Source organism: Campylobacter sp. JH32 (genome assembly GCF_017846535.1).
In the GTDB taxonomy this organism is placed as follows: Bacteria; Campylobacterota; Campylobacteria; order Campylobacterales; family Campylobacteraceae; genus Campylobacter_D; species Campylobacter_D coli.
Genome location: NZ_JAEQBS010000003.1, coordinates 75,662 through 97,230 on the forward strand (window position 1 = coordinate 75,662; position 21,569 = coordinate 97,230).

Consider the following 21,569-nt stretch of genomic DNA (forward strand, 5'->3'; position numbering starts at 1 on the left):
TGATATGATATCAAATGATATTATTATGATATCATATCATAAAAAATATTAAGGTTTATATAAATGGAAGAGTTAACCATCGTTACTGCTTTTTATAATGTAGGTAGAACCACAAGAAGTAACGAACAATATTTGTCTTATTTTGATTTTTGGGCAGGAGTAAAAAATAAAGTAATCATTTACACCACAGATGATATGAAAGAAGCTATTTTAGAGATTAGAAAAAAGCACAAGCTAGAAGATAAAACTATCATCATTACAAAAAATTTAAAAGAATTTGATAAAGAAAACCTTGAAAAAATCGAAGAAACTTTCAGCAAATATGATCAAACCCTAAATAGAAAATATCCAAAAAATATCGAGTGTAATAATCCCTTATATTGTTATTTAGTATTTTTAAAACCTTTTTTTGTAGTTGATGCTATAGAAAAAAAATTAACTAATGAGAATATAATATGGCTTGATTTTGGTTTTAATCATGGAAATGAATTTTTCACTAATAAGGCAGAGTTCAATTTTTTACTAGAAAAACAAGAAATTATCAATGAAGAAAAAATTAACTTTTTTTCTGTCAAGGAGGAAGAGTATAGGAATATTGCTCATGTGTATTTTAATATGGAGCCTTTTATAATGGGGGGGTTGATTTTTGCAAAAAGTAAAAATTGGCATATCTTCAAAGAACATATGAAAAATGCCTTAAATGCTTTTTTATCTTTTGGAATAGTTGATGATGAACAAACTATGTATTTATGGTGCATAAGAAATTACTTAAATAATTATAAAATAATACGATCTTATGAATGGTTTGATGCTTTGTTTAATTTTATCCCAATTGAAATCAAATCACATTTAAGCTTCAAAAGGAAAAATAGCAAATATTATAAAATTATAAAAGAGAAAATTAAAAATTCTAAAAATAAAAATTTGATATATAAAATACAATTATATATCAAATATATCTATTATAAGTTTATAAATAAAAAAATAATAAAATTATAGTTTTTTCCAATTATTGAGAAACTTTACAATTTCTACAATTTCATCTTGCGTCATTACGGGTGAAATTGGCAAAGATAAAACTTCAGCATGAATCTGCTCTGTTATTGGGAAATTTAAATGATTGTATTCTTTATAACACTCTTGTTTATGTGGCGGTATGGGATAATGAATTAAAGTTTGCACCCCATTTTTCATCAAATACTCTTGTAAATCATTGCGATTTTTGGTACGAATAACAAAAAGATGCCAAACATGATTTTCTTCTTCTTCATAAAAAGGCAAAATTATATCTTTATGTTTTATATTTTCTAAATAATATTTAGCAATCTTTCTTCTTTTTTGATTGTCCTCATCTAAATATTTTAATTTAATATCTAAAATTCCTGCTTGAATTTCATCAAGTCTTGAATTTAAACCTGTGTAAAGATTTTCATATTTTTTATGAGAACCATAATTTGCTAAAGCTCTAATTTTCAAAATGAGTTCTTCATCATTACTCACTACACATCCACCATCCCCTAAGGCGCCTAAATTTTTACCAGGATAAAATGAAAAAGCTGCCGCATCGCCTAAATTTCCAACTCTTTTTTTATCATACACCGCCCCATGTGCTTGAGCGCAATCTTCTATGATTTTAAGATTATATTTTTTGGCTATTTTTTGTATTTTAGACATATCTGTTGCTAAGCCATAAAGATGCACCACCATAATAGCCTTTGTTTTAGAAGTGATTTTTTCCTCAATCAAATCAGGGTTTATATTATAAGTATTTATATCAGGCTCTACAAAAATAGGCTTGCAACCATTATCGGTTATCGCTAAAACAGAAGCAATATAGGTATTTGCAGGAACTATAATTTCATCCTCATTGCCAAATCCATAAGCTTTGATAATAAGTCTTAAAGCATCAAGTCCATTTGCAACACCGACACAACCTTTTACACCGCAATATGCAGAGAAATTCTCTTCAAAAATTTTATTTTGCTCACCCAGAAGAAACCATCCGCTTTGTAAAACTTCTCTAAATTTGTTTTCAATTTCTTCCTTAAAGCGCAAATTTATCTTTTGCAAATCTAAAAAATTAATCATACTGTATTACCTCAATATTAAAATATAAATAAGAAATATCACAAATATAGTTAACAAAACAATGGCAGAATAATTACAAAGTTTTTTATATTTTCTATATTTTTCTATTGTTTTGTCCTGTTTAATACATTTTGCAATATCAACATAATCTTTGAAATTAAAATTATATCTTTCTCTTAATATTTTAATATTTTTTTCATTATTATAAAAATTCATTATTTTAGAATAACCCCATATTTGTCTTTCTTTATTATCTGATAAAAGCGCCATTCTACCTAGAAAAAATTCTAAAACATCATCAAAAGGTTTCAACTTCAGTGCCTCAATCTCATCCTTGAATATATTTTTTAAAAGTTTAATGTCTTGACATTGTAAAAAAGTATCCATTAAGGCATAAATTTCCAAATTTTCCCTAGTGTGCGTAGCTAAAATATTACTACTAATATTACTTTTTTTTTCAAGCTCTCTTCGATATTTTATAAGTTGCCTTTCTATGAAAATGGGTTTACCTCTTAAGAGTAAATTGATATGTATTTGCGTATCTTGTTGATTACACATAGAACTTGGCAAAGGAAAGAAATCACAAAAATCTTTTTTTATCATCATGCCAGGAGAAGTAAGTCCATTTCCTTTCATGAAAAGATAGTGCAACAACTCTATTCTATCTTGAAAAACTTCTTTATGAGTGGTTTTAATGATATTATTATCTTCATCAATCCATAAAGTTCTAGGGTATGCAACAATTGCATCACTTGTACTTAAAGTTTTATACAGAATTTCCAAGGCATCAAATTCAAAAATATCATCACTAGCCATAAATACAATATAATCTCCACTAGAGTGTTTAAAAGCAGTATTTAAGGCCGCATTAATACCTTTATTATAAGAATGTTTTATAAGCTTAATTCTGTCATCTGTAAATTTTTCTACCTCTTTTATACTTTCATCACTAGAATAATCATCGACAATGATTAATTCGAAATCCTGAAAATTTTGAGCCAAAACGCTTTCTATAAAAAATCCCACATATTTTTTATGATTAAAACTAGGGCAAAGAATCGAAATTTTAGGCATTTTTTAACCTTTTATAATAAAATTTTATCTTATCAAAAAATATAATAGACTTTCCAATTCTATCTTTTTCTTTTCTAAAAAAATAGTCTCTCGTTGTTTTATACGGCTTTAAAAGTTGATAATTTTCTTCGAAATATTCTTCAATTTTTTTCTGTTCCGCTGCGCAAAAATTATTTTTATTTTTTAAATATTTTTCCCATAAATTATAAGATTCTGTATATCTTCTTTGATTAATAAATTTAATTAAAGAAGCTTGCAGTTTATGTTTTTTTGCCAATTCTTCAGTTTTCCATAAAGTTTTATAGACAGTAAAAAGCTTGGGACTTAATTTACGAGTTATACTTGTATTAATTTGATGATAAAAATAAAAATTTTCCTTCAAAAAAGTCACCTTGCGAGAATTTAAAAAAAACTCTCTACAAGAATACTCATCTCCATTCATTCCTTCTTCATAAAAACCAAATTGTTTTACCATATTTGTTCGAAAAAAGGCAAATCCTGATATTTTCCAATCAATACTTAACTCAAATGCCTCTCTACCTGTTAAAATTCTATTTTCCGAATTTTTCACCCCATTCACACCCGACATAATAAAATTTTTTTCCTTGTTTTCTATAAAATAAAACAAAGTTGGAATTATTATTGCATCTATTTCTTTGTCTTCTAAATCACTATATACATTTATAAATTCTTGCAAACAATTTTCACTAATCTCATCATCAGGACCTACTCCTAAAACAAATTCTCCATCTAAATAGTTTAAAGCTATATTGCAATTAGGTGCAGCCTTTCCACTATTTTTCTCCTTTTCAATAATCCTTATTCTTTTATCTTTTTTTGCAAAATCTTGCAATATCTTTAAGCTATTATCAGTAGATTTGTCATCTACGCAAACTAATTCCCAATTTTGATAGGTTTGTTTTAAAATAGAATTTATACATCTTTCTAAATATTTTTCATGATTATAACAACAAGTGAAAATTGAAATTTTTATCAAACATACCTCCTTTATTCTATAAATTTCTTATATCTTGGTTTAATTTTCGCATATTCTTTTAATTTCAAAGTGAAAAATAAATCTTTATCGTTTTCTTTATAAATTCTAGCACCAAATCTTTTATGAAAAGCAACCACTCTTTCATTATCTTTTCTAACATCAAAATGACTTTTCCGAAACCCTAGTTTATAAAATCCAAACTCATAAACTTGCAAAACCGCTTCAATTGCTACATAATAAGGCGTATTTTTCTTAATAATAAAACTCCCCCAACAAAACGAGTTTTTACAAAAATCATATAATCTTACCACGCCTAACTTTTCTTTGTTTTTATTTGCAATTAGAAAATAAAATTCTTCTCCTTTGGCTTCTCTTTCTTTATAATTTTTAATCCACTCCTTTTGTTTGTTAATATTATATTCAACCTGATTTAAATATTTACCTTTCTCACTTCTTAGCTTCAAGATAAATTCTGCATCTTTAGTTTCAACTAAATATAAATCAATATTTTTTCCAGCTATATAAATTTCATTCATTATATAGCCTTTTATATTTTAGTCTTAAACAATCAATAAAAATAATAGTTACTAGGAGACTACCCCCCCCATTTATACTAAAAAACTGATGCGCCACGCTCCTACCTCCAAATCCTTCTTTTTGTGAAATTAAACCATGATTTAAAAATTCTCCACCATTTTCGGTAGAAATTCCAAAATCAAAATACTTTTTACTTTTAGCAAATTCATCCATTAAAGTTTTAATTAATAAGTCTAAAGCTCCTATTTCTCTAGCCTTTTCATTAGCCGCTAAGTACTGCGTATGAACTAAATTTTCATAAATAAATACTAAAGTTGCTGCAATAATTTCACCATTAAATTTTGCGACAAAAAGTTTGATATTTTGCGGAAATCTTGAATATAAAAGTTTTAATTCCTCTACACTATGCACAGCATTTACTCCATGTTGTTTTTGCAAAACAGAATTTAGAAGTATCAAAAAAATATTAAAATCTTCACTTGAAGCAATTTCAACACCTTCTCTTTTTGCCCTTGAAATTTGCGCTTTTCTCCCCTTTGGCATTTTGCAAATATTTTGCAAATCAATAGCAGTAGAACAATCCACCCTAAAAAGCTCTGCTTTACTTCTAAACAAAGCATATAAATCTTCTTGTGCTGGAATTTTATGATAAATATAAGGAGTGCTTTTGTAGATTAATTTCTTAAAATTATTTTCTTTCATATATTCTTTTAAAACTTCAAAGCATTCAAGCATTTTACCTTGCTTCATATTTTCATCCACTATAAAACCTCCAAAAGTAAGCCCTTGATGAGAATATAAAATATTTTCTACTACATTACATGGCAACAATGCTATGAGTTTTTCATCTTCGTAAAACATTAAAGAATTATCCATAAATCTATCACTATGATAATCCATATAATTTCTATCAAACATAAAAAGCCCATTTTTAGCATCTTTATTAAAATTATTCCAAGTGTCCTTCTTGTTTGTAATATAGGGTATAATACTTATCATTCTTCTATAAGCTCCGCATAACCAAAACCATCTCTTCCCATACCATTACCATCATAAAACATATAAGTAGCATATTTGGTTTTTAGAATAGTTGGATAGCACAACATTTGAGAATCAAAACCTTTATCGGATTTTTGCAGAGAAAAAAAATCATCTTTTCTAGTCCAATTTATACCATCTTTACTTATAGCATAACCTGGTTTATATTCTTTGGTAAAAGTATCACTAGTATAATACATTTCATATCCGAAATTTGTTTTATAAACTTTGGGACGACCAATTCTGTATTCACTTTCATTACATTTAATGCAATCCTCTCCATATAACGGAAAATGAATACCATCTTTAGATTCTATATATTTAATAAAATAAGCAGGATATGGAATATTATTAATAATTTCCCAATCATGAATTACAGAATACCATACTTTAAATACTCCATCTTCATATATTACACTATGAATGCATCTACCAAAAAGACCCTCAGAACTTCTATCTAAAACTGGAAATTCTTGTACTTTTTGAAAATTTTCTCCATTATCACTACTTATAGCCAAACCAGAAAATGCTAAGAATTTAGCTTTTTCAACCAACTGAAAAGCTACATAATACATATAAATTTTATTTTCTATCCTTAAAACATCACCTAGAATTACACCATTATCATCAAACATACCATTTTTTCCTATATTTAAAATAGGTTTTTTGGAAATTTTAATAATTTTTTTAGGATTTTTAGCCTCTAAATCAATATAACCTATGCGTCCAACCCCTATTTCATCTCTAAAAGAAGCGTAAACTCTTATAACCTCCTCATTTAACAAAAAAGGTTGAGGAGTAAGAACGGAATTACTAATCCATTCGCTTTCTTTATTGGGACAAAAAATCAAACCTTTCTTTTCCCATCTCATATTTCACTCCTTAACTTTACAAAATTTCTTAGCAGAAATTTTAGAAGCTTCAGCAGGATTACCTCTATAAATTTTATTTTCTTCGGTATCTTTATTGATGACACTTCCCAATGCTATAAAATTATCCTTAGCAATTTTTACACCATCAGCTATGCAAGAATTTACACCTATAAAAGTATTTTCACCTATTTCACAAAATCCTGAAACAACCACATGAGAACTAATGAATACATTATTCTTAACAATACTTTGATGACCTATATGATTACCACTCCATAAAGTTACATTATCCTCAATTCTTACAAAAGGTTGCAAAGTATTATTTTCCAAAATAAAACAATTTTCACCAATCTGCACATTATGCCAAACAAAAGCTTTAGATGATACATAAGAGGCACACTTATAGCCCAATTGCTTAACTTCTTGGTAAATTTTAGCACGATTATAGTTCAATCTTTCACTTGCCAAAGCTATAAAAATGTGAAATTCTTCTTTAGGATAAAGTAACGATAAATTCTCAAAATCCACTAAGGGTAAATTTTTAAATTTATCCTCATTTCTATATTCTGAATGAACAGCAAACGCAACAATATGATAATTGCTATCATGTGTAAAATATTCATGAGCTAAATTTGCTGTTTCTCCTGCGCCTATAATAACCAATTTATTATTCATTTTACTATCCTTAAAAACTCGTCATAATTTCTAATATATTCTTTTTCGTTATAGAAATCACTTGCCAATACAAGTAATTTTGCTCCATAAGAAAAATTTTTCATCTCTCGCCATATATTTTTTCCTATAAAAAGCCCCACATCTGGACGATTTAAAATTATATTTTTAATATCTTTTCCATCATTTAAAACAAGTTCACATGATCCATCCATCATGATTAAGACTTGCTCTAACTCCTTGTGCGCATGAGCTCCTCTTGGAAAATCTGGCTTGGTATCATAAATATAATAAATTCTTTTCACTTCAAAAGGAATTTCTTTTAAATTCTCCAAAGCTATTAAACTTCCTCTACTATCACTTTTTACATTAAAATTTAATATTTTATAGTTCACAAATTATCCTTGTATTTTTCCACATACCATTCAATAGTTTTTAAAATTCCACTTTCAAAACTTTCCTTAGGCTTCCATCTAAGCTCTTTTTGCAATTTTGAAGAATCGATTGCATAACGTTTATCATGCCCTGCCCTATCTTTTACAAAGGTAATTTGCTCCTTATGGGATCTTGCTTTAGGAAATTTTTTATCTAAAATTTCACAAATTAAAGTAGCAATGTCTATATTTTTCCATTCTTCATTGCCTCCTATATTAAAAGTATCAAAAAAATTTCCTTTACTTTGCAAAGCAAAGTGTAAAATCTTATCAATCGCCTCACAATGATCGTTTACATAAAGCCAATCTCTAACATTTTTTCCATCACCATAGATAGGAATATTCTCCCCATTTAATGCCTTGCGAATTATAGTAGGAATAAGCTTTTCATCATGTTGCTTAGCTCCATAATTATTGGAGCAGTTGGAAATCACCGCATTTAAGCCATAAGTATGGTGAAATGATCTTACTAGCATATCACCAGAAGCCTTAGAAGCAGAATAAGGAGAATTTGGAGCATATGGAGTACTTTCGCTAAAATACCCCTCTTCTCCCAAGCTTCCAAAAACCTCATCGGTGCTAATATGATAAAATAAAGCATTTTCAAATCCTACTTTAGCTTTAAAAGGCTCATCAAACCATATTTTATATGCACCATATAAAAGATTAAAAGTGCCGTTAACATTTGTTTTTATAAACACATCAGGACTACTGATGGAATTATCCACATGAGATTCTGCGGCAAAATGAATGATAATATTAATTTTATGTGCATTAATGATCTTTTCAACCAATTTTATATCACAAATATCACCCTGATAAAAAACATAGTTTTTATTACCGCTAATATCTTTTAGATTTTCTAAATTTCCAGCATAAGTTAATAAATCAAGATTAACAACTTTATCATTTGGGTATTTATTGCAATAAAATTCAATAAAATTCGAACCTATAAATCCTGCTCCACCTGTAATTAAAACATTGTTCATCTTTTAAATACCTTGCTCAAGTAGTTTTCTAAGATAGACTCCGTAGCCACTTTTGTCAAGCAGCTTTGCGCGATCTAACAATCTTCTCTCATCTATCCAGTTATTTCGAAAAGCAATTTCTTCCAAACATGCAATCTTGTATCCTTGTCTAAGTTCTATTGTTTGCACAAATTCTGAAGCTTCTATTAAGCTGTCATGCGTACCTGTATCAATCCAAGCAAAACCTCGTCCTAAAATTTGCGACTTTAATCTATTTTGTTTCAAATATTCTATATTAACATCAGTAATTTCAAGTTCTCCTCTAGAGCTAGGTTTTACACTTTTTGCTATTTCAATAGCCGAGTTATCATAAAAATAAAGCCCAGTTACCGCATAATTGCTTTTAGGATACTGAGGTTTTTCTTCTAAGCTTAAAACCTCACCATTCTTAGAAATTTCAGCCACACCAAAACGCTCTGGATCTTTTACATGGTAAGAAAATATACTAGCATAGCCATTTTTAGAATCATTTTTAGCATTTTGCAATAAATCACTAAATCCTTGTCCATAAAAAATATTATCCCCTAAAATTAAAGCTATATCATCATTTTTTATAAAATTATCCGCTAAAATAAGTCCTTCTGCTAAGCCTTTTGGCTGCTCTTGTACACAATACGAAATTTCCATGCCAAGCCAAGAACCATCACCAAAAAGCTCTTGAAATTTACTCGTATCTTTAGGCGTGGAGATAATCAAGACTTCGCGAATTTTAGCCAACATCAAAACAGATAGAGGATAGTAAATCATGGGCTTATCATAAATTGGTAAAAGCTGCTTACATAAAGTTAAAGTGATAGGATAAAGCCTCGTACCACTACCACCGGCTAAAATAATTCCTTTCAAACACACTCCTTAAGCAAGATCTAAAGTATCTATTTTAGCAATTCTAGCCTTTAAATCTTTTTCCTCTTTCTCCAAAACCTCAAATAATCTTTTACAAAATTCATCGCCTTTTGATTTCAAAGAAAGCTTTTTTATAAGCTCATTGCTTCTTTTTTTGTCTTTGTAATTTTGCCACAAAATTTCTTTATTTTTGTTTTCATATCTACCCTTTTCATTAAATTCATAATGATAAATGCACTCTTTAAAAACACCCATTTTATCGCATTCTAAAAAATTCATATAGCAAAAAAGCACATCTTCTCCATAGCTCAAACGCTCGTATAAATTTATCCTTTCAAAGCTTTTCAAAATCAAATCTTTCCTAAAAAGCTTCGCCCAAACCGACCAACAAAAATGTCTTTGCTTGCCTAAAAATTCGAAAAATTCTTTTTGATTAAAAGCTTCATCTTGTTTAAAACGATAAAATTGTTTGGTTTTGACTCTATGTACAAAAGCATCAAAACAAAGCAAATCAAAGCCTTGTTTTATTTTGGTTAAAGCCACTTCGCAAGCATTTAAAGCCAAAAAATCATCACTATCTAAAAACATGATAAATTCAGCTCTAGATTTTAAAACTCCTAAATTTCTAGTCGCAAAAGTGCCTAAATTTTCATCATTTTGAAAGATTTTTACTCTCTCATCTTTTTTAGCAAATTCTAAGGCTATTTTTACACTCTCATCTTCACTTTTATCATCAATAACTAAAATTTCAATATCTCTTAAAGTCTGATTTATACAGCTTTGCAAAGCTCTTGCGATAAAATCACAAGAATTAAAAAGCGGGATTATAATAGAAAGTTGTGGCATATTTTCCCTAAATTTTGTTAAAATAATAAAAAGAATTTTATCAAATTTTAGGAAATCTATGAAAATTTTTATCCATCTTCCCACTTGGCTAGGCGATGCGGTTATGGCTTCATCTGCTTTATATGGAGTTTATCATCATTTTAAAAATGCTGAATTTATCCTTTATGGATCTTTTGTATCTACGGCACTTTTTAAAGAATTTCCTAATGCTAAAATCATTATAGAAAATAAAAAATCACGCTACAAGCAAGCCCTCTCTTTGCGTAAAAAACTTGGAAAAATAGATCTAGCCCTTTCTTTTAGATCAGCCCTTTCTTCCAAGATCATTTTGCACATCCTGAAAGCAAAAAAAAGATATTTTTTTAACAAATATGATTTTAAAGAAGAACATCAGGTTTTAAAATATCTTTATTTTATAGAAAATTCATTAGAAATTAAAGCTCATTCTAAGGATTTAAAACTTCCTTTTAAATTAAAATTTCAAAATCCTATTGTTTTAAAAAATGGCAAAAAAATCCTAGGATTAAACCCTGGAGCGAGTTTTGGAAGTGCTAAAAGATGGGATGCGAGCTATTTTGCACAAGTTGCTTTAAATTTTAGCAAAACTCATGAAATTTTGATTTTTGGAGCAGGTAAAGCAGAACAAGAACTTTGCGATGAAATTTTTCATATACTAAAAGAAAAAAATGTCAAAGTAAAAAATCTTTGCAATAAAACCACTATCAAAACCCTTTGTCAAAATATCGTTTTTTGTGATATTTTCATCACAAACGATAGCGGCCCTATGCACATAGCTGCCGCTTATAAAACAAAAACCATAGCTATTTTTGGGCCTACTAAATTTACCCAAACCTCACCTTGGCAAAATCAAAATGCAAAATTAGTACATCTAAATTTATCTTGCATGCCTTGCATGCAAAAAACCTGTCCTTTAAAACATCATCGGTGCATGAAAGATTTAAAACCGGAAAAAATTTTAGAAGCAATCCAAAATTTTACTTAAGATTTAATTTTTTCTTAATATAAAAAACATAGAGCAATCTTGAAATATCTCTATAAAGTCTAAAAATTTCTCTTACAATTTTTCTATGAATTTTAAGTTTTTTATTTGTACGTCCAAGATTAGAAATTTCGCTTTCTAATTTACAATTATGTTTTAATAATAAAGGTTTTTTTACGATATTTAATACCTTATGTTTATAAAACATATCCATATAATCATCCACGGGTGTATAAATAAATTTTGCCTTTGATATAAATTTGTTTGCGGCACTAGGTTTTAATACGTAACCTTGAGTTCCTGCAAGTTTTTCAAAACTTAGAATATAATTTTCATTTAAAGGATAAAATTTCTTATCAAACAAATAACAAAATCTTACATATTCATACTCACTCTTTGATAATTCTTCTATGTATTCTTCCCCATTATTTAAAAATTCATCACTAAATTCAACATCATCTTCTAGGATGATAATAGGTTTATCAAGTTTTATACATTCTTGCCAAAGTTTATAATGACTCGCAAAACAAGCCTTTTCTCCATCACTAAGCTCTCTACCTAAAACCCAAGAAGCCCACCAAGGAAAATGTTGTTTAAATTCTAAATATTCTTTATTTTTAGCATCAACGGCTTTAAAGAAAATAAATTCTAGCTTATTTTTTAGACTAGGGTTCTTTTCAAAAAGTTTTTGATTTTGCCTTTGTATGTACTCTTTTCTATACTAAAGAACGCTCTAAATTAATGATAAATGCCTTCATCAAAAGTTCTCATCCACTATCTGACAAAGCGTGTGTATGATTAAGATATGCATTTCTTGAATTCTAGCCGTATCATCACTTGGCACGACAAGATTATGATCGCAAAGCTCATTCATCTTTCCACCTCCTTTGCCACTAAGCCCCAAACAAAGCATATTTAGTTCTTTAGCCTTTTTAAATGCTTCTAAGACATTAGGACTTTTTCCACTGGTTGAAATGCCTATTAAAATATCATTTTCATTTCCCAAAGCTTCTACTTGCCTTGAAAAAACAAACTCAAATCCATAATCATTGCCTATAGCACTAAGTGCTGAAGTGTCTGTTGTCAAAGCTATACCCGCTAAAGCTTTGCGTTCTTTTTTATATCTGCCGCTAAGCTCCGCTGCAAAATGTTGAGAATCCGCGGCACTCCCACCATTTCCACAAATTAAAATTTTTCCACCTTTTTTTAAACACTCACACAAAAGCTCGCCTACTTTTGCGATTTGCCCTTTTAAAATTTCACTTTCCTCGGCAACTTTTTGATGTTCTTGCCATTCTTTTTCTACTAAATTTATCATTTTTTATCCTTGATTTTTTCTATAATCTTACTTGTACTAAACCCCTCTTCAAAATCGATCAATTCAACTCTTGAAACTAAATTTGAACCCACTACAAGCTTATCTTTATAATCGGCTCCTTTTACCAAAATATCAGGCTTTAAAAAGCTTATAAGCTCTAAAGGTGTATCCTCATCAAAAATCACTACAAAATCCACAAAATAAAAAGCCGCAAGCATACAAGCTCTTTGAAATTCTGAATTTATGGGGCGATCTTCACCCTTAAGCCTTTTTACACTTTTATCAGAGTTTAAACCAACGATTAAAATATCGCCCAATCTTTTTGCTTTTTCAAGATATTTTATATGTCCAAAATGCACGATATCAAAACAACCATTTGTAAAAATGATCTTTTTATCGCTTTGTTCCAAAATCTTTAAAAGCTCTTCTTTGGTTTTGATCTTTTTTTCAAAACCTACGCGTTTAAGACTTTTCATCTCATCAAAGGTCACACTCACACTGCCTATTTTGCTCACCACGATAGCCGCTGCTTCATTTGCAATCTCACAAGCTTTAAAAATTTCTACCCCACTAGCCAAACAAAAAGCCAAAACAGCGATGACACTATCGCCTGCTCCGGTTACATCATAAACTTCTAAAGCCTTAGCAGGAGCTATGCGCAAATTCTCATCAAAAAGAGCAATCCCTGCTTCTGAAAGCGTGATGATAGAATAACGCAAACTAAAATCTTCTTTTAGTTTTTTAATACCTTTTTCTAAATTTTCGCCCTCTAAATTCTCAAATTTCAAAACCTCTAAAGCTTCTTTTTTATTGGGTGTTAAAAGCGTTGCTCCACTGTATTTACCAAAATCATTTCCTTTAGGATCGATTAAAATAGGTATATTTAGCTCATTTGCTTTTTGGATAAAAGCCTTACACACTTTAGGCGTTAAAACTCCTTTTGCATAATCACTTAAAACCACAGCTTTAAAATTTTCAATTCTTTTGTTAAACAATTCTACAAGCTCATCTTCTAGCAAAATCGCACTCGTATCCTCTTCATCAAGTCTTAAAACTTGCTGATTATGTGCCATGATGCGATTTTTAAAAGGGGTTTTGCGTCCTTTTTGGATTAAAAATTCTCCTTTTAAATTTTCTTTTAAAAATTTCCCACTCTCATCATCTCCTACGACACCAAGCGCAAAAACATCTGCTCCTAGACTTTTTAAATTTGCATAAACATTTGCCGCTCCGCCTAGTCTTTTATCTTCTTTTAAGGTTTTTGCCACTAAAACAGGAGCTTCAGGACTAATGCGCGAACAATCACACCAAGTGTAATTATCCACCATGAAATCCCCTATGATAAGAATTTTTGGATTTTGATCACTTAAAAATTCAAGCATTCACTTCCTTTTCAAAAAGTCTTTTGATTTCTTCTAAATAATCCCTTATACCCTCTTCTAAACTAAATTTTGGCTTATAACCCCAAGTTTCATCTAATTTTGCTTGAGTATGAAATTGATAAGATTTTGCATAAGGATTAGGGATATACTCGCAAGTTAAATTTGTATGAAGTTCTTTTTGTAAAATATCTACTATATCTTGAAAGCTTCTTGCTACTCCACTTCCTACATTATAAACCCCGCATTTTGATTCAAGAGCGATTAAATTTGCACTGATAACATCTTTAATATAAGTAAAATCTCTAAAAATTTGATCACTTCCTTCAAATAAACGCGGATTTTTTCCAGCTAAAATTTGATGAGCAAACTGCACCACCATCGAAGCGGTTTTATTTTTATAAAACTCACCCTTACCATAAACATTAAAATACCTAAGTCCTACCAAATGGGCTTTATCGTAGTATTTTTTAGCTAGCTTATCCATCATAAATTTGGAAAATGCGTAAGGATTTTTAGGCTCTTCATCCTTGCCTACGGTTTGTGGGCTTTTTGCATCACCATAAACAGAAGCTGAACTAGCATAAACAAGCTTTGCGTGAAGTTTTATGCTGAGTTCTATAAAATCTTTAAAAGTATTAAGATTCGTCTGTAAAACCTTAGTTTGATCAAAAACCGTTGTATCTGAAATCGCTGCTTGATGAAAAATAATCTCTGGCTTAAAATCTTCAATCTTTTTTAAAACTTTTTCATCGTTAATATCGCCTGCAAAAAGTTCTCCATCAAATTCAAGTAAATTTTTAAAATGTCCAAAACTTTGTAAATTTCCATTTTCAAAAGTCGCATTGCTACGCATTTTATCAATGATTAAAATTTCATGTTTTTCTTGCAAATTTAAAGCCAGTTGCGAACCTATAAATCCTGCACCACCTGTGATTGCTATTTTCATCTATCTTCCTTTTTTTTGAAAAAATCTAAAAGTTCGTTTAAATTTTTAAATTGTCTAAAAAAATCGCCTTCTTTTTCTTCTTCATTTACCAAACACAAAGTGCCAATTTGTGCATTTTTTCCAGCTTGCATATCGCTAAGATTATCCCCTATAAAAATGGAGTTATCCATATCTATATCAAATTCTTCCCTAGCTTTTAAAAGCATCCCTGCCTTAGGCTTGCGACACTCACAACCCTCCAAATGAGGACAATGATAAATTTTATCAATTTTTATATTCTCTTTCAAGAATTCATTAAGCATAAAATCACAAAGCTTAAAAAAGTCTTCTTGGGTGTAATATCCTCTTGCAATGCCTGATTGGTTCGTGGCTACAAAAAGCAAGTATTTTTGCGCTAAAAAATATCTACAAAGCTCAAAAATTCCATCACAAAACTCAAAATCCTGAATTTTATAGATATATTTTTTATCTATATTTATAATGCCATCCCTATCTAAAAATAACGCTTTTCTTTTCATAGAATATATTATAATATAATTCAAATTAAAGAAAATAAACATTTTGATATTTTTAAGAAAAATGTTAAAGTTAAAAATATATAATTATTATGTATTAAAACTTTTCAAGGAGAATATAATGAAAAAATTATTAGTAGTTTCTGCTTTAGCATGTCTTGGCGTATCAGCTTTCGCTGCAGATGGAGCTACACTTTTTAAAAAATGTGCAGTATGCCACGGCGCAAAAGCAGATAAAGTTTATCTAAACAAAGTTCCAGCATTAAAAAGCATCTCTTCAGCTGAAAGACTTCAATATATGAAAGAATACTCAGAAGGTAAAAGAAATGCTTATGGACAAGGCGCTATCATGAAAATCAACCTTAAAGGTTTAACTGAAGAAGATTTCAAAGCTATCGAAGCTTATATCGAAACTTTATAATTTTAAGGCTTTCAAAATTTAGAAAGCCTTTATTTTCTCTTTTCTAAAGCTTCTTTTTTTCTTTTTTCTAATTCTATAGCATCGCGCAAAGCATCCTCATCATCATTTAGAGTAGTAAATTTATAATCATCATCAAATTGTTTAGTCCTTATCCCCCAAAGCAAGGTAGCCAGTATAATAAAAAAACCCAGTATTGAAACCCCTATCATCATCATGATTACACTATTCATTTTTTATCCTTAAAGCATTTAAAATCACCATTATACTACTAAAAGACATAGAAAGCGCTGCAATTAAAGGATTAATTAAACCTAAAAATGCCAAAGGTATGGTAAAAGCATTGTAAGCTAAAGAAAGGATTAAATTTTGCTTGATAATCTTATAAGTATCCTTAGAAAGCTTAATGGCGTATTTTAAAGAAAGTAAATCATTTTTTAAAAGCAAAATATCACTATTTTCAATCGCCAAATCACTCCCTTCTCGCAAAGATATTGCCACAGCAGCATATTTTAAAGCCAAGGCATCATTGACTCCATCGCCTACAAATAAAACTTTTTTCTTATGACTTAAATTTTCAATTGCTTGCATTTTATCTTGAGGCAAGCAGGAAGCATAAAAAGAAGTAATTCCTAATTCTTTGGCAATTTTTTCAACCGCTCTTTCATTATCTCCACTTAAAATCATCGTATCAATCTTAGCTTGTTTAAGATAAGATATAAGCTCTTTAGCACCTTCTCTTAATACGCTTGAAAATTCAAAATAAGCAAGAATTTCATTATCACGCGCAAAGATAAAATGAGAATTGTTAAATTCTTTTTTACATTTTATCCCATTATCTTCTAAAAATTTCGAACTTCCGCCCAAAAATAAAGTATTATCAAGACAAGCTTTAATGCCCTTTGCTTGAATATTGCTCAAACCCTTAAAATCCAAATTTAAAAGCTTTGCATTTTTATCTTGTAAAAACTGCGCTACACTTTTAGCAATAGGATGATTTGAAAGCGATACAAAGCTATAAAACTCATTTAAATTTAGCCTTTCATCTAAAAAAACTTCAGCTATTTTTAATTGGGTTTGAGTAAGAACTCCTGTTTTATCAAATACTGCTATATCGCATTTTGAAAGTTTTTCAACCACACTTGAATCCTTAAATAAAATCGCTCTTTTTAAAGCCTGACCCAAAGCGATAAGATTGCTTACTGGAGTAGCTAAAGCTAGAGCACAAGGACAAGCAATGATTAAAACAGAAATCGCATGAACAAGTGAAATTTCGACACTTTCTTGATGATAAAACAGCCAAAAGAAAAAACAAAGCAAGGCAAGAGTTAAAATGGTACGAGAAAAATAAGCAGAAATTTGAGAAACCAAGCTTTCAAGTCTAGCTTTTTTGGTGCTAGCAAATTCCAAAAGCCTTATGATTTGATTTAATTTAGAATCCTTATAAAGCTTATTTGCTTCATATTCTATACTTCCATCTAGCACAATACAAGCTGAATTTACAACACTACCCACGCCCACAAAGCAAGGCTCATTTTCGCCACTTAAAGAAGAAGTATCAATACTTGCTTCACCCTTTTTGCAAATTCCATCTATGAGAATTTTATCCCCACTTTTAAGTAAAATCTTATCTCCGATATTGACCTTTTGAACATCTTTAGGCTCAAAATCTTTGCCATTGAAAACCAAAACTTCATTTTGTAAAAAATCATTTAGGCCATCTACTGTATCCAAAGCGCGTTTTTTGCTAAACATTTCAAGATATTTACCTATAAAAACAAAGCAAATAATCATAGCCACAGAATCAAAATACACATCGCCTACTCTAAAAAACATCGCCCATAAAGAGTATCCATAAGCCAAACTTGCTCCGCTTATAACCAAGCTATCCATATTTAAACTACGCATTTTTAGAGCTTTAAAAGCACTTTTATAAAAATTTGAACCTGTATAAAAAAGCACAGGAGAGCAAAGGATAAATTCAGCAAAATTTAAAATATCTTTAATATCCCTATCCATACCGCTAAAAAATCCCGCATATTTTGCTACTGCTATCCACATGATATTCATCACACAAGCAATGGCAACTATGAGCTTAGAGTAAAATTCTCGCTTGATCAAATCTGCTTTTTTGGAATTTTTAGATGGATCATAAGCACTGGCTTTATATCCTATACTTTCGATAAGATTTAAAATTTGCGCCAAAGAAACACTTTGTTCATCAAAAACAATGCGTGCTTTATGCGAAAGATGATTGATATCTAACTCCAAAATTCCTTCTTGTTTGGTTAAAACTCTCTCATTAAGCCAAACACAAGCGGAGCATTCTATGCCGTGTATCATGAGATAAATTTCGCTAAAACCCTCTTTGGTTTTGGTGATAAACTCATCATAATTTTTGTTAGAAAATTCCAAGCTAACTGGCTTTAGTGCGTTATTGCCCAATCTTTCGTAAAATTCATCCAAGCCACTTTCATGTAAAATTTCCCAAACACTCAAACAGCCCCTACAGCAAAAAAATTTACCCTTAGCTTCTATCATTTGAGATTTTTGATAATCTAGTCTACAATGTTCACATTTCATAATCATTCTTTAAAAAAATATTTTTTATAATTATAGACAAATTTGACAAAAAGTATATTTTTTTACTAAAATCACGGTTTTAATTTGCTACAAAATTACTGCTTTCTTGCGAGGACTTATGGAAAAAGAAAAAAAACAACATCAAAGAACCCACATTCCAGTGGAGGGTTATAAAATTGAAGACTTAAAACTACTTGACTTAGAAAACCTAGTTAAAATAGCTAATGAATGCGAGATAGAAAATCCTAGAGAATTTCGCCGTCAAGAACTCATTTTTGAAATTTTAAAAGCCCAAACCAAAAAGGGTGGTTTTATCCTTTTTACAGGAATTTTAGAAATTTCTTCAGAAGGTTATGGCTTTTTAAGGGGTATGGATTCAAATTTAAGCGATAGTGTCAATGATGCTTATGTTTCAAACTCACAAATTCGTAAATTTGCTCTACGCGTGGGCGATATAGTAACTGGACAAGTTAGAGAGCCTAAGGATCAGGAAAAATACTATGCTCTTTTGAAAATAGAAGCGATTAATTATTTGCCTTTGCAAGAAGCTAAAGAAAGACCTTTATTTGATAACTTAACTCCTATTTTTCCAACAGAAAAAATCAAACTCGAATACGATGCTATGAAATTAACTGGAAGAATTTTAGATCTTTTTACCCCTATAGGTAAAGGACAACGCGGACTCATCGTAGCACCGCCAAGAACGGGTAAAACAGAACTTATGAAAGAGCTAGCAAGTGCGATTGCTAAAAATCATCCTGAAATGCATTTAATCGTTCTTTTAGTCGATGAAAGACCTGAAGAGGTTACTGATATGCAAAGATGTGTAAAGGGTGAAGTGTTTAGCTCTACTTTTGATTTGCCTGCTTATAATCATGTTCGCGTGGCAGAACTAGTTATCGAAAAAGCAAAAAGAATGGTAGAAACAGGCAAAGATGTTATCATTTTGCTAGATAGTATCACAAGGCTTGCTAGAGCTTATAACACTGCAACTCCAAGCAGTGGAAAGGTACTAAGTGGTGGGGTAGATGCTAATGCACTTCATAAACCTAAACGCTTTTTTGGTGCAGCAAGAAATATAGAAAATGGCGGATCTTTGACCATAGTAGCAACTGCACTTATCGACACAGGTTCAAGAATGGATGATGTGATCTTTGAAGAATTTAAAGGAACGGGTAATAGCGAAATAGTCTTAGATAGAAATATTTCAGATAGAAGAATTTATCCTGCGATTAATATCATCAAATCTGGAACTCGAAAAGAAGAACTTTTACAAGGAGTGGCAGAACTACAAAAAATTTGGGCTATTCGTTCAGCGATTTCTCAAATGGATGATATCGAAGCGCTTAAATTTCTTTATTCAAAAATGTTAAAAACTAAAGACAATGTAGAACTTTTATCTATTATGAATGAGTAGAGATGCTTCAAGCCTTAGCGATTAAATACAGACCTAAAACCTTTGATGAACTCATAGGACAAAAAACAGTCAGCACAAGCTTAAAATATGCATTAAATCACAATCGCCTAGCTCATGCTTATCTCTTTTCAGGCTTACGCGGAAGCGGTAAAACTTCAAGTGCCAGAATTTTTTCTAGAGCTCTAGTTTGTGATAATGGCCCAAGTGATACTCCTTGTGGAACTTGCAAACAATGCCTTGCCGCACTTAAAGGTAAACATATAGACATCATAGAAATGGACGCCGCTAGCAATCGCGGGCTAGAAGACATACAAGCTCTTATTGAACAAACTAAATATACCCCTTCTATGGCAAGATTTAAAATCTTTATCATCGATGAAGTGCATATGCTAACACCTCAAGCTGCTAATGCACTTTTAAAAACACTAGAAGAACCTCCAAGCTATGTGAAATTTATCCTAGCGACCACCGATCCTTTGAAATTGCCCGCTACCGTGCTTTCAAGGACACAACATTTTCGCTTCAAACAAATTCCACAAAATGAAATTTTAAATCATTTAAAAGAAATTTTAAACAAGGAAAATGTCAAATTTGAAGAAGAAGCCTTGAAATTTGTCGCAAGAAGTGGAAATGGCTCTTTAAGAGATACTCTTACCTTGCTTGATCAAGCTATTATCTTTTGCCAAAATGATATAAGCACGAGTAAGATTACTGATATGTTGGGTTTTTTAGATCCTGCTAAAATCAAAGAATTTTACCATGCCATTTTAACCAAAAACAAGGATAGAGTTTTTGATTTTTTAGAAGAGCTTAAAGACTATGAAGCCTCAAGCGTGATCGATGAAATGCTTTTTTATCTAAAAGAAAGTTTTTTTGCAAAAAGCAGTGAATTTTCAACTCTCATTTATGAAAGGTTTTTCCGTATCCTAGCAAGAGCAAAAAATCTCATCTATGATGATGATGGCTTTACGCTTTGTGTGATGGCTTTTATGATGATGGAAGCAAGTCATTTAAAAGAAATCGATACACAAATTAATGAAATTCAAAAAAACCTTACAAATACAAATTCTAATCTAGAAAAACAAGAGGTGAAAACCCCTATAGTATTAGAGATTCAAAAATCTTCAACGATTAAAAATGCATACGAAATTTTACTTGAAAAAATCTACGATAGAGATTATGAACTTGGAGAATGCTTTAAACAAAGCACTCAATTTATAAGTTATGAAAATGAAATTTTAACTATTAGTTCAAATGCGCAAGGAAGTAACCGCGATAAGCTTAATAAGGGCTTTAAACTCATTCAAGAACTTTTTAGAAATCATTTTGGCTCTAATGCTAAAATTGTCGTGCAAAAAGCAATCATTATAGATGAGAGCAAATTACAATCCCTAACCCAAGAACTGCCTCAACAAAATAATGAAGCACAAGCTCCTAAAAAAATAGATCTTCACTCTTCTTTTAATGAGCTAAAACAAGGAGCAAAGAAATTTGATCCTCAAGAGGATACAAAAGAAGCTTTAAGAGAATATTTTGGCGAACCCAAAATAGAAAACTAAGT

22 protein-coding genes and 1 pseudogene are annotated in these 21,569 nt (G+C 30.2%); 5 read left to right on the forward strand and 18 right to left on the reverse strand.

All coding sequences use genetic code 11. The annotated features are described in order from the left end of the window. Positions 1-63 precede the first annotated feature (63 nt). Entirely contained in the window at positions 64-999 is a 936-nt protein-coding gene (yibB, locus tag KAR67_RS03100; protein ID WP_002837562.1) for a protein YibB, read from the forward strand. Here yibB and KAR67_RS03105 read toward each other — a convergent pair. The 11 genes from KAR67_RS03105 to KAR67_RS03155 form a co-directional block, all read right to left on the reverse strand. Then, on the reverse strand, positions 994-2,088 hold the full coding sequence (locus tag KAR67_RS03105; RefSeq protein WP_002794374.1) for a DegT/DnrJ/EryC1/StrS family aminotransferase: 1,095 nt from the start codon (positions 2,086-2,088) through the stop codon (positions 994-996). The two genes, yibB and KAR67_RS03105, sit on opposite strands and share 6 nt — an antisense overlap. A 6-nt stretch (positions 2,089-2,094) precedes the next feature. Beyond that, positions 2,095-3,162, reverse strand: a complete 1,068-nt coding sequence (locus tag KAR67_RS03110; RefSeq protein ID WP_070263198.1) for a glycosyltransferase family 2 protein — start codon at positions 3,160-3,162, stop codon at positions 2,095-2,097. Beyond that, positions 3,155-4,159, reverse strand: a complete 1,005-nt coding sequence (locus KAR67_RS03115; RefSeq protein ID WP_002794370.1) for a glycosyltransferase family 2 protein — start codon at positions 4,157-4,159, stop codon at positions 3,155-3,157. The genes KAR67_RS03110 and KAR67_RS03115 overlap by 8 nt, the downstream gene beginning before the upstream one ends. Positions 4,160-4,170: 11 nt before the next feature. Continuing rightward, positions 4,171-4,695: a GNAT family N-acetyltransferase gene (locus tag KAR67_RS03120; RefSeq protein ID WP_002794368.1), complete on the reverse strand. Its 525-nt coding sequence runs from the start codon at positions 4,693-4,695 to the stop codon at positions 4,171-4,173. After that, on the reverse strand, positions 4,688-5,614 hold the full coding sequence (locus KAR67_RS03125) for a GNAT family N-acetyltransferase (RefSeq protein WP_223212627.1): 927 nt from the start codon (positions 5,612-5,614) through the stop codon (positions 4,688-4,690). Before KAR67_RS03125 ends, KAR67_RS03120 begins: the two co-directional genes overlap by 8 nt. A gap of 77 nt (positions 5,615-5,691) precedes the next feature. Then, on the reverse strand, positions 5,692-6,606 hold the full coding sequence (locus KAR67_RS03130) for a hypothetical protein (protein ID WP_057040300.1): 915 nt from the start codon (positions 6,604-6,606) through the stop codon (positions 5,692-5,694). A 3-nt stretch (positions 6,607-6,609) separates the two neighbouring features. Then, positions 6,610-7,281 carry an acetyltransferase gene (locus tag KAR67_RS03135; RefSeq protein ID WP_002794362.1) on the reverse strand — a complete coding sequence of 224 codons (672 nt, stop codon included), beginning with the start codon at positions 7,279-7,281 and terminating at the stop codon, positions 6,610-6,612. After that, the gene (locus KAR67_RS03140; RefSeq protein WP_002794360.1) at positions 7,278-7,673 is read right to left on the reverse strand and encodes an FdtA/QdtA family cupin domain-containing protein; all 396 of its coding nucleotides are present in this window, start codon (positions 7,671-7,673) and stop codon (positions 7,278-7,280) included. The genes KAR67_RS03135 and KAR67_RS03140 overlap by 4 nt, the downstream gene beginning before the upstream one ends. Further along, entirely contained in the window at positions 7,670-8,701 is a 1,032-nt protein-coding gene (gene rfbB / locus KAR67_RS03145; protein ID WP_002794358.1) for a dTDP-glucose 4,6-dehydratase, read from the reverse strand. The genes KAR67_RS03140 and rfbB overlap by 4 nt, the downstream gene beginning before the upstream one ends. Positions 8,702-8,704: 3 nt before the next feature. Next, positions 8,705-9,583: a glucose-1-phosphate thymidylyltransferase RfbA gene (gene rfbA / locus KAR67_RS03150; RefSeq protein WP_002782985.1), complete on the reverse strand. Its 879-nt coding sequence runs from the start codon at positions 9,581-9,583 to the stop codon at positions 8,705-8,707. Between the two features lie 9 nt (positions 9,584-9,592). Continuing rightward, the gene (locus KAR67_RS03155; RefSeq protein ID WP_002799677.1) at positions 9,593-10,429 is read right to left on the reverse strand and encodes a glycosyltransferase family 2 protein; all 837 of its coding nucleotides are present in this window, start codon (positions 10,427-10,429) and stop codon (positions 9,593-9,595) included. A 58-nt stretch (positions 10,430-10,487) separates the two neighbouring features. Between KAR67_RS03155 and waaF the strand changes: the two genes are divergently transcribed. Then, the gene (waaF, locus tag KAR67_RS03160) at positions 10,488-11,432 is read left to right on the forward strand and encodes a lipopolysaccharide heptosyltransferase II (RefSeq protein ID WP_070263200.1); all 945 of its coding nucleotides are present in this window, start codon (positions 10,488-10,490) and stop codon (positions 11,430-11,432) included. Here the strand turns inward: waaF and KAR67_RS03165 are convergent. The 5 genes and pseudogenes from KAR67_RS03165 to KAR67_RS03185 form a co-directional block, all read right to left on the reverse strand. Further along, a pseudogene (locus tag KAR67_RS03165) lies at positions 11,425-12,187 on the reverse strand (glycosyltransferase family 25 protein). The gene waaF and the pseudogene KAR67_RS03165 overlap by 8 nt on opposite strands. Then, complete coding sequence (gene gmhA / locus KAR67_RS03170; protein ID WP_052778106.1) at positions 12,187-12,747, reverse strand: D-sedoheptulose 7-phosphate isomerase; 561 nt, start codon at positions 12,745-12,747, stop codon at positions 12,187-12,189. Before gmhA ends, KAR67_RS03165 begins: the two are co-directional and overlap by 1 nt. Beyond that, on the reverse strand, positions 12,744-14,129 hold the full coding sequence (gene rfaE1, locus KAR67_RS03175; protein ID WP_002831599.1) for a D-glycero-beta-D-manno-heptose-7-phosphate kinase: 1,386 nt from the start codon (positions 14,127-14,129) through the stop codon (positions 12,744-12,746). Before rfaE1 ends, gmhA begins: the two co-directional genes overlap by 4 nt. After that, positions 14,122-15,075 carry an ADP-glyceromanno-heptose 6-epimerase gene (rfaD, locus tag KAR67_RS03180; RefSeq protein ID WP_002831601.1) on the reverse strand — a complete coding sequence of 318 codons (954 nt, stop codon included), beginning with the start codon at positions 15,073-15,075 and terminating at the stop codon, positions 14,122-14,124. The genes rfaE1 and rfaD overlap by 8 nt, the downstream gene beginning before the upstream one ends. Beyond that, a complete protein-coding gene (locus KAR67_RS03185) occupies positions 15,072-15,635 on the reverse strand; it encodes an HAD family hydrolase (protein ID WP_002820231.1) in 564 nt (187 codons plus the stop codon). The genes rfaD and KAR67_RS03185 overlap by 4 nt, the downstream gene beginning before the upstream one ends. A gap of 76 nt (positions 15,636-15,711) precedes the next feature. Between KAR67_RS03185 and KAR67_RS03190 the strand changes: the two genes are divergently transcribed. Then, complete coding sequence (locus KAR67_RS03190; RefSeq protein WP_002777238.1) at positions 15,712-16,011, forward strand: cytochrome c; 300 nt, start codon at positions 15,712-15,714, stop codon at positions 16,009-16,011. Between the two features lie 29 nt (positions 16,012-16,040). Here KAR67_RS03190 and KAR67_RS03195 read toward each other — a convergent pair whose 3' ends face one another. Both KAR67_RS03195 and KAR67_RS03200 read right to left on the reverse strand, forming a co-directional pair. Beyond that, positions 16,041-16,241, reverse strand: a complete 201-nt coding sequence (locus tag KAR67_RS03195) for a cbb3-type cytochrome oxidase assembly protein (protein WP_002777240.1) — start codon at positions 16,239-16,241, stop codon at positions 16,041-16,043. Then, on the reverse strand, positions 16,234-18,597 hold the full coding sequence (locus KAR67_RS03200) for a heavy metal translocating P-type ATPase (RefSeq protein ID WP_131260483.1): 2,364 nt from the start codon (positions 18,595-18,597) through the stop codon (positions 16,234-16,236). Before KAR67_RS03200 ends, KAR67_RS03195 begins: the two co-directional genes overlap by 8 nt. A 112-nt stretch (positions 18,598-18,709) precedes the next feature. On the opposite strand from KAR67_RS03200, the gene rho reads away from it, so the two are divergent. Together rho and KAR67_RS03210 are read left to right on the forward strand one after the other, a co-directional pair. After that, positions 18,710-20,008: a transcription termination factor Rho gene (gene rho / locus KAR67_RS03205; protein ID WP_002780613.1), complete on the forward strand. Its 1,299-nt coding sequence runs from the start codon at positions 18,710-18,712 to the stop codon at positions 20,006-20,008. Positions 20,009-20,010: 2 nt separating this feature from the next. Continuing rightward, entirely contained in the window at positions 20,011-21,567 is a 1,557-nt protein-coding gene (locus KAR67_RS03210; protein ID WP_002831605.1) for a DNA polymerase III subunit gamma/tau, read from the forward strand. Positions 21,568-21,569 lie beyond the last annotated feature (2 nt).

Coding starts and splice junctions, on each gene's coding strand:
- rfbB (WP_002794358.1), bottom strand. CDS start 8,701: ATGAACAATGTTTTAATTACAGGTGGAGCAGGATTTATAGGTTCGAAT.
- rho (WP_002780613.1), top strand. CDS start 18,710: ATGGAAAAAGAAAAAAAACAACATCAAAGAACCCACATTCCAGTGGAG.
- KAR67_RS03110 (WP_070263198.1), bottom strand. CDS start 3,162: ATGCCTAAAATTTCGATTCTTTGCCCTAGTTTTAATCATAAAAAATAT.
- KAR67_RS03200 (WP_131260483.1), bottom strand. CDS start 18,597: ATGATTATGAAATGTGAACATTGTAGACTAGATTATCAAAAATCTCAA.
- KAR67_RS03155 (WP_002799677.1), bottom strand. CDS start 10,429: ATGCCACAACTTTCTATTATAATCCCGCTTTTTAATTCTTGTGATTTT.
- KAR67_RS03190 (WP_002777238.1), top strand. CDS start 15,712: ATGAAAAAATTATTAGTAGTTTCTGCTTTAGCATGTCTTGGCGTATCA.
- KAR67_RS03185 (WP_002820231.1), bottom strand. CDS start 15,635: ATGTTTATTTTCTTTAATTTGAATTATATTATAATATATTCTATGAAA.
- KAR67_RS03130 (WP_057040300.1), bottom strand. CDS start 6,606: ATGAGATGGGAAAAGAAAGGTTTGATTTTTTGTCCCAATAAAGAAAGC.
- KAR67_RS03120 (WP_002794368.1), bottom strand. CDS start 4,695: ATGAATGAAATTTATATAGCTGGAAAAAATATTGATTTATATTTAGTT.
- yibB (WP_002837562.1), top strand. CDS start 64: ATGGAAGAGTTAACCATCGTTACTGCTTTTTATAATGTAGGTAGAACC.
- rfaE1 (WP_002831599.1), bottom strand. CDS start 14,129: ATGCTTGAATTTTTAAGTGATCAAAATCCAAAAATTCTTATCATAGGG.
- KAR67_RS03125 (WP_223212627.1), bottom strand. CDS start 5,614: ATGTTTGATAGAAATTATATGGATTATCATAGTGATAGATTTATGGAT.
- KAR67_RS03210 (WP_002831605.1), top strand. CDS start 20,011: ATGCTTCAAGCCTTAGCGATTAAATACAGACCTAAAACCTTTGATGAA.
- gmhA (WP_052778106.1), bottom strand. CDS start 12,747: ATGATAAATTTAGTAGAAAAAGAATGGCAAGAACATCAAAAAGTTGCC.
- rfaD (WP_002831601.1), bottom strand. CDS start 15,075: ATGAAAATAGCAATCACAGGTGGTGCAGGATTTATAGGTTCGCAACTG.
- KAR67_RS03195 (WP_002777240.1), bottom strand. CDS start 16,241: ATGAATAGTGTAATCATGATGATGATAGGGGTTTCAATACTGGGTTTT.
- waaF (WP_070263200.1), top strand. CDS start 10,488: ATGAAAATTTTTATCCATCTTCCCACTTGGCTAGGCGATGCGGTTATG.
- KAR67_RS03135 (WP_002794362.1), bottom strand. CDS start 7,281: ATGAATAATAAATTGGTTATTATAGGCGCAGGAGAAACAGCAAATTTA.
- KAR67_RS03105 (WP_002794374.1), bottom strand. CDS start 2,088: ATGATTAATTTTTTAGATTTGCAAAAGATAAATTTGCGCTTTAAGGAA.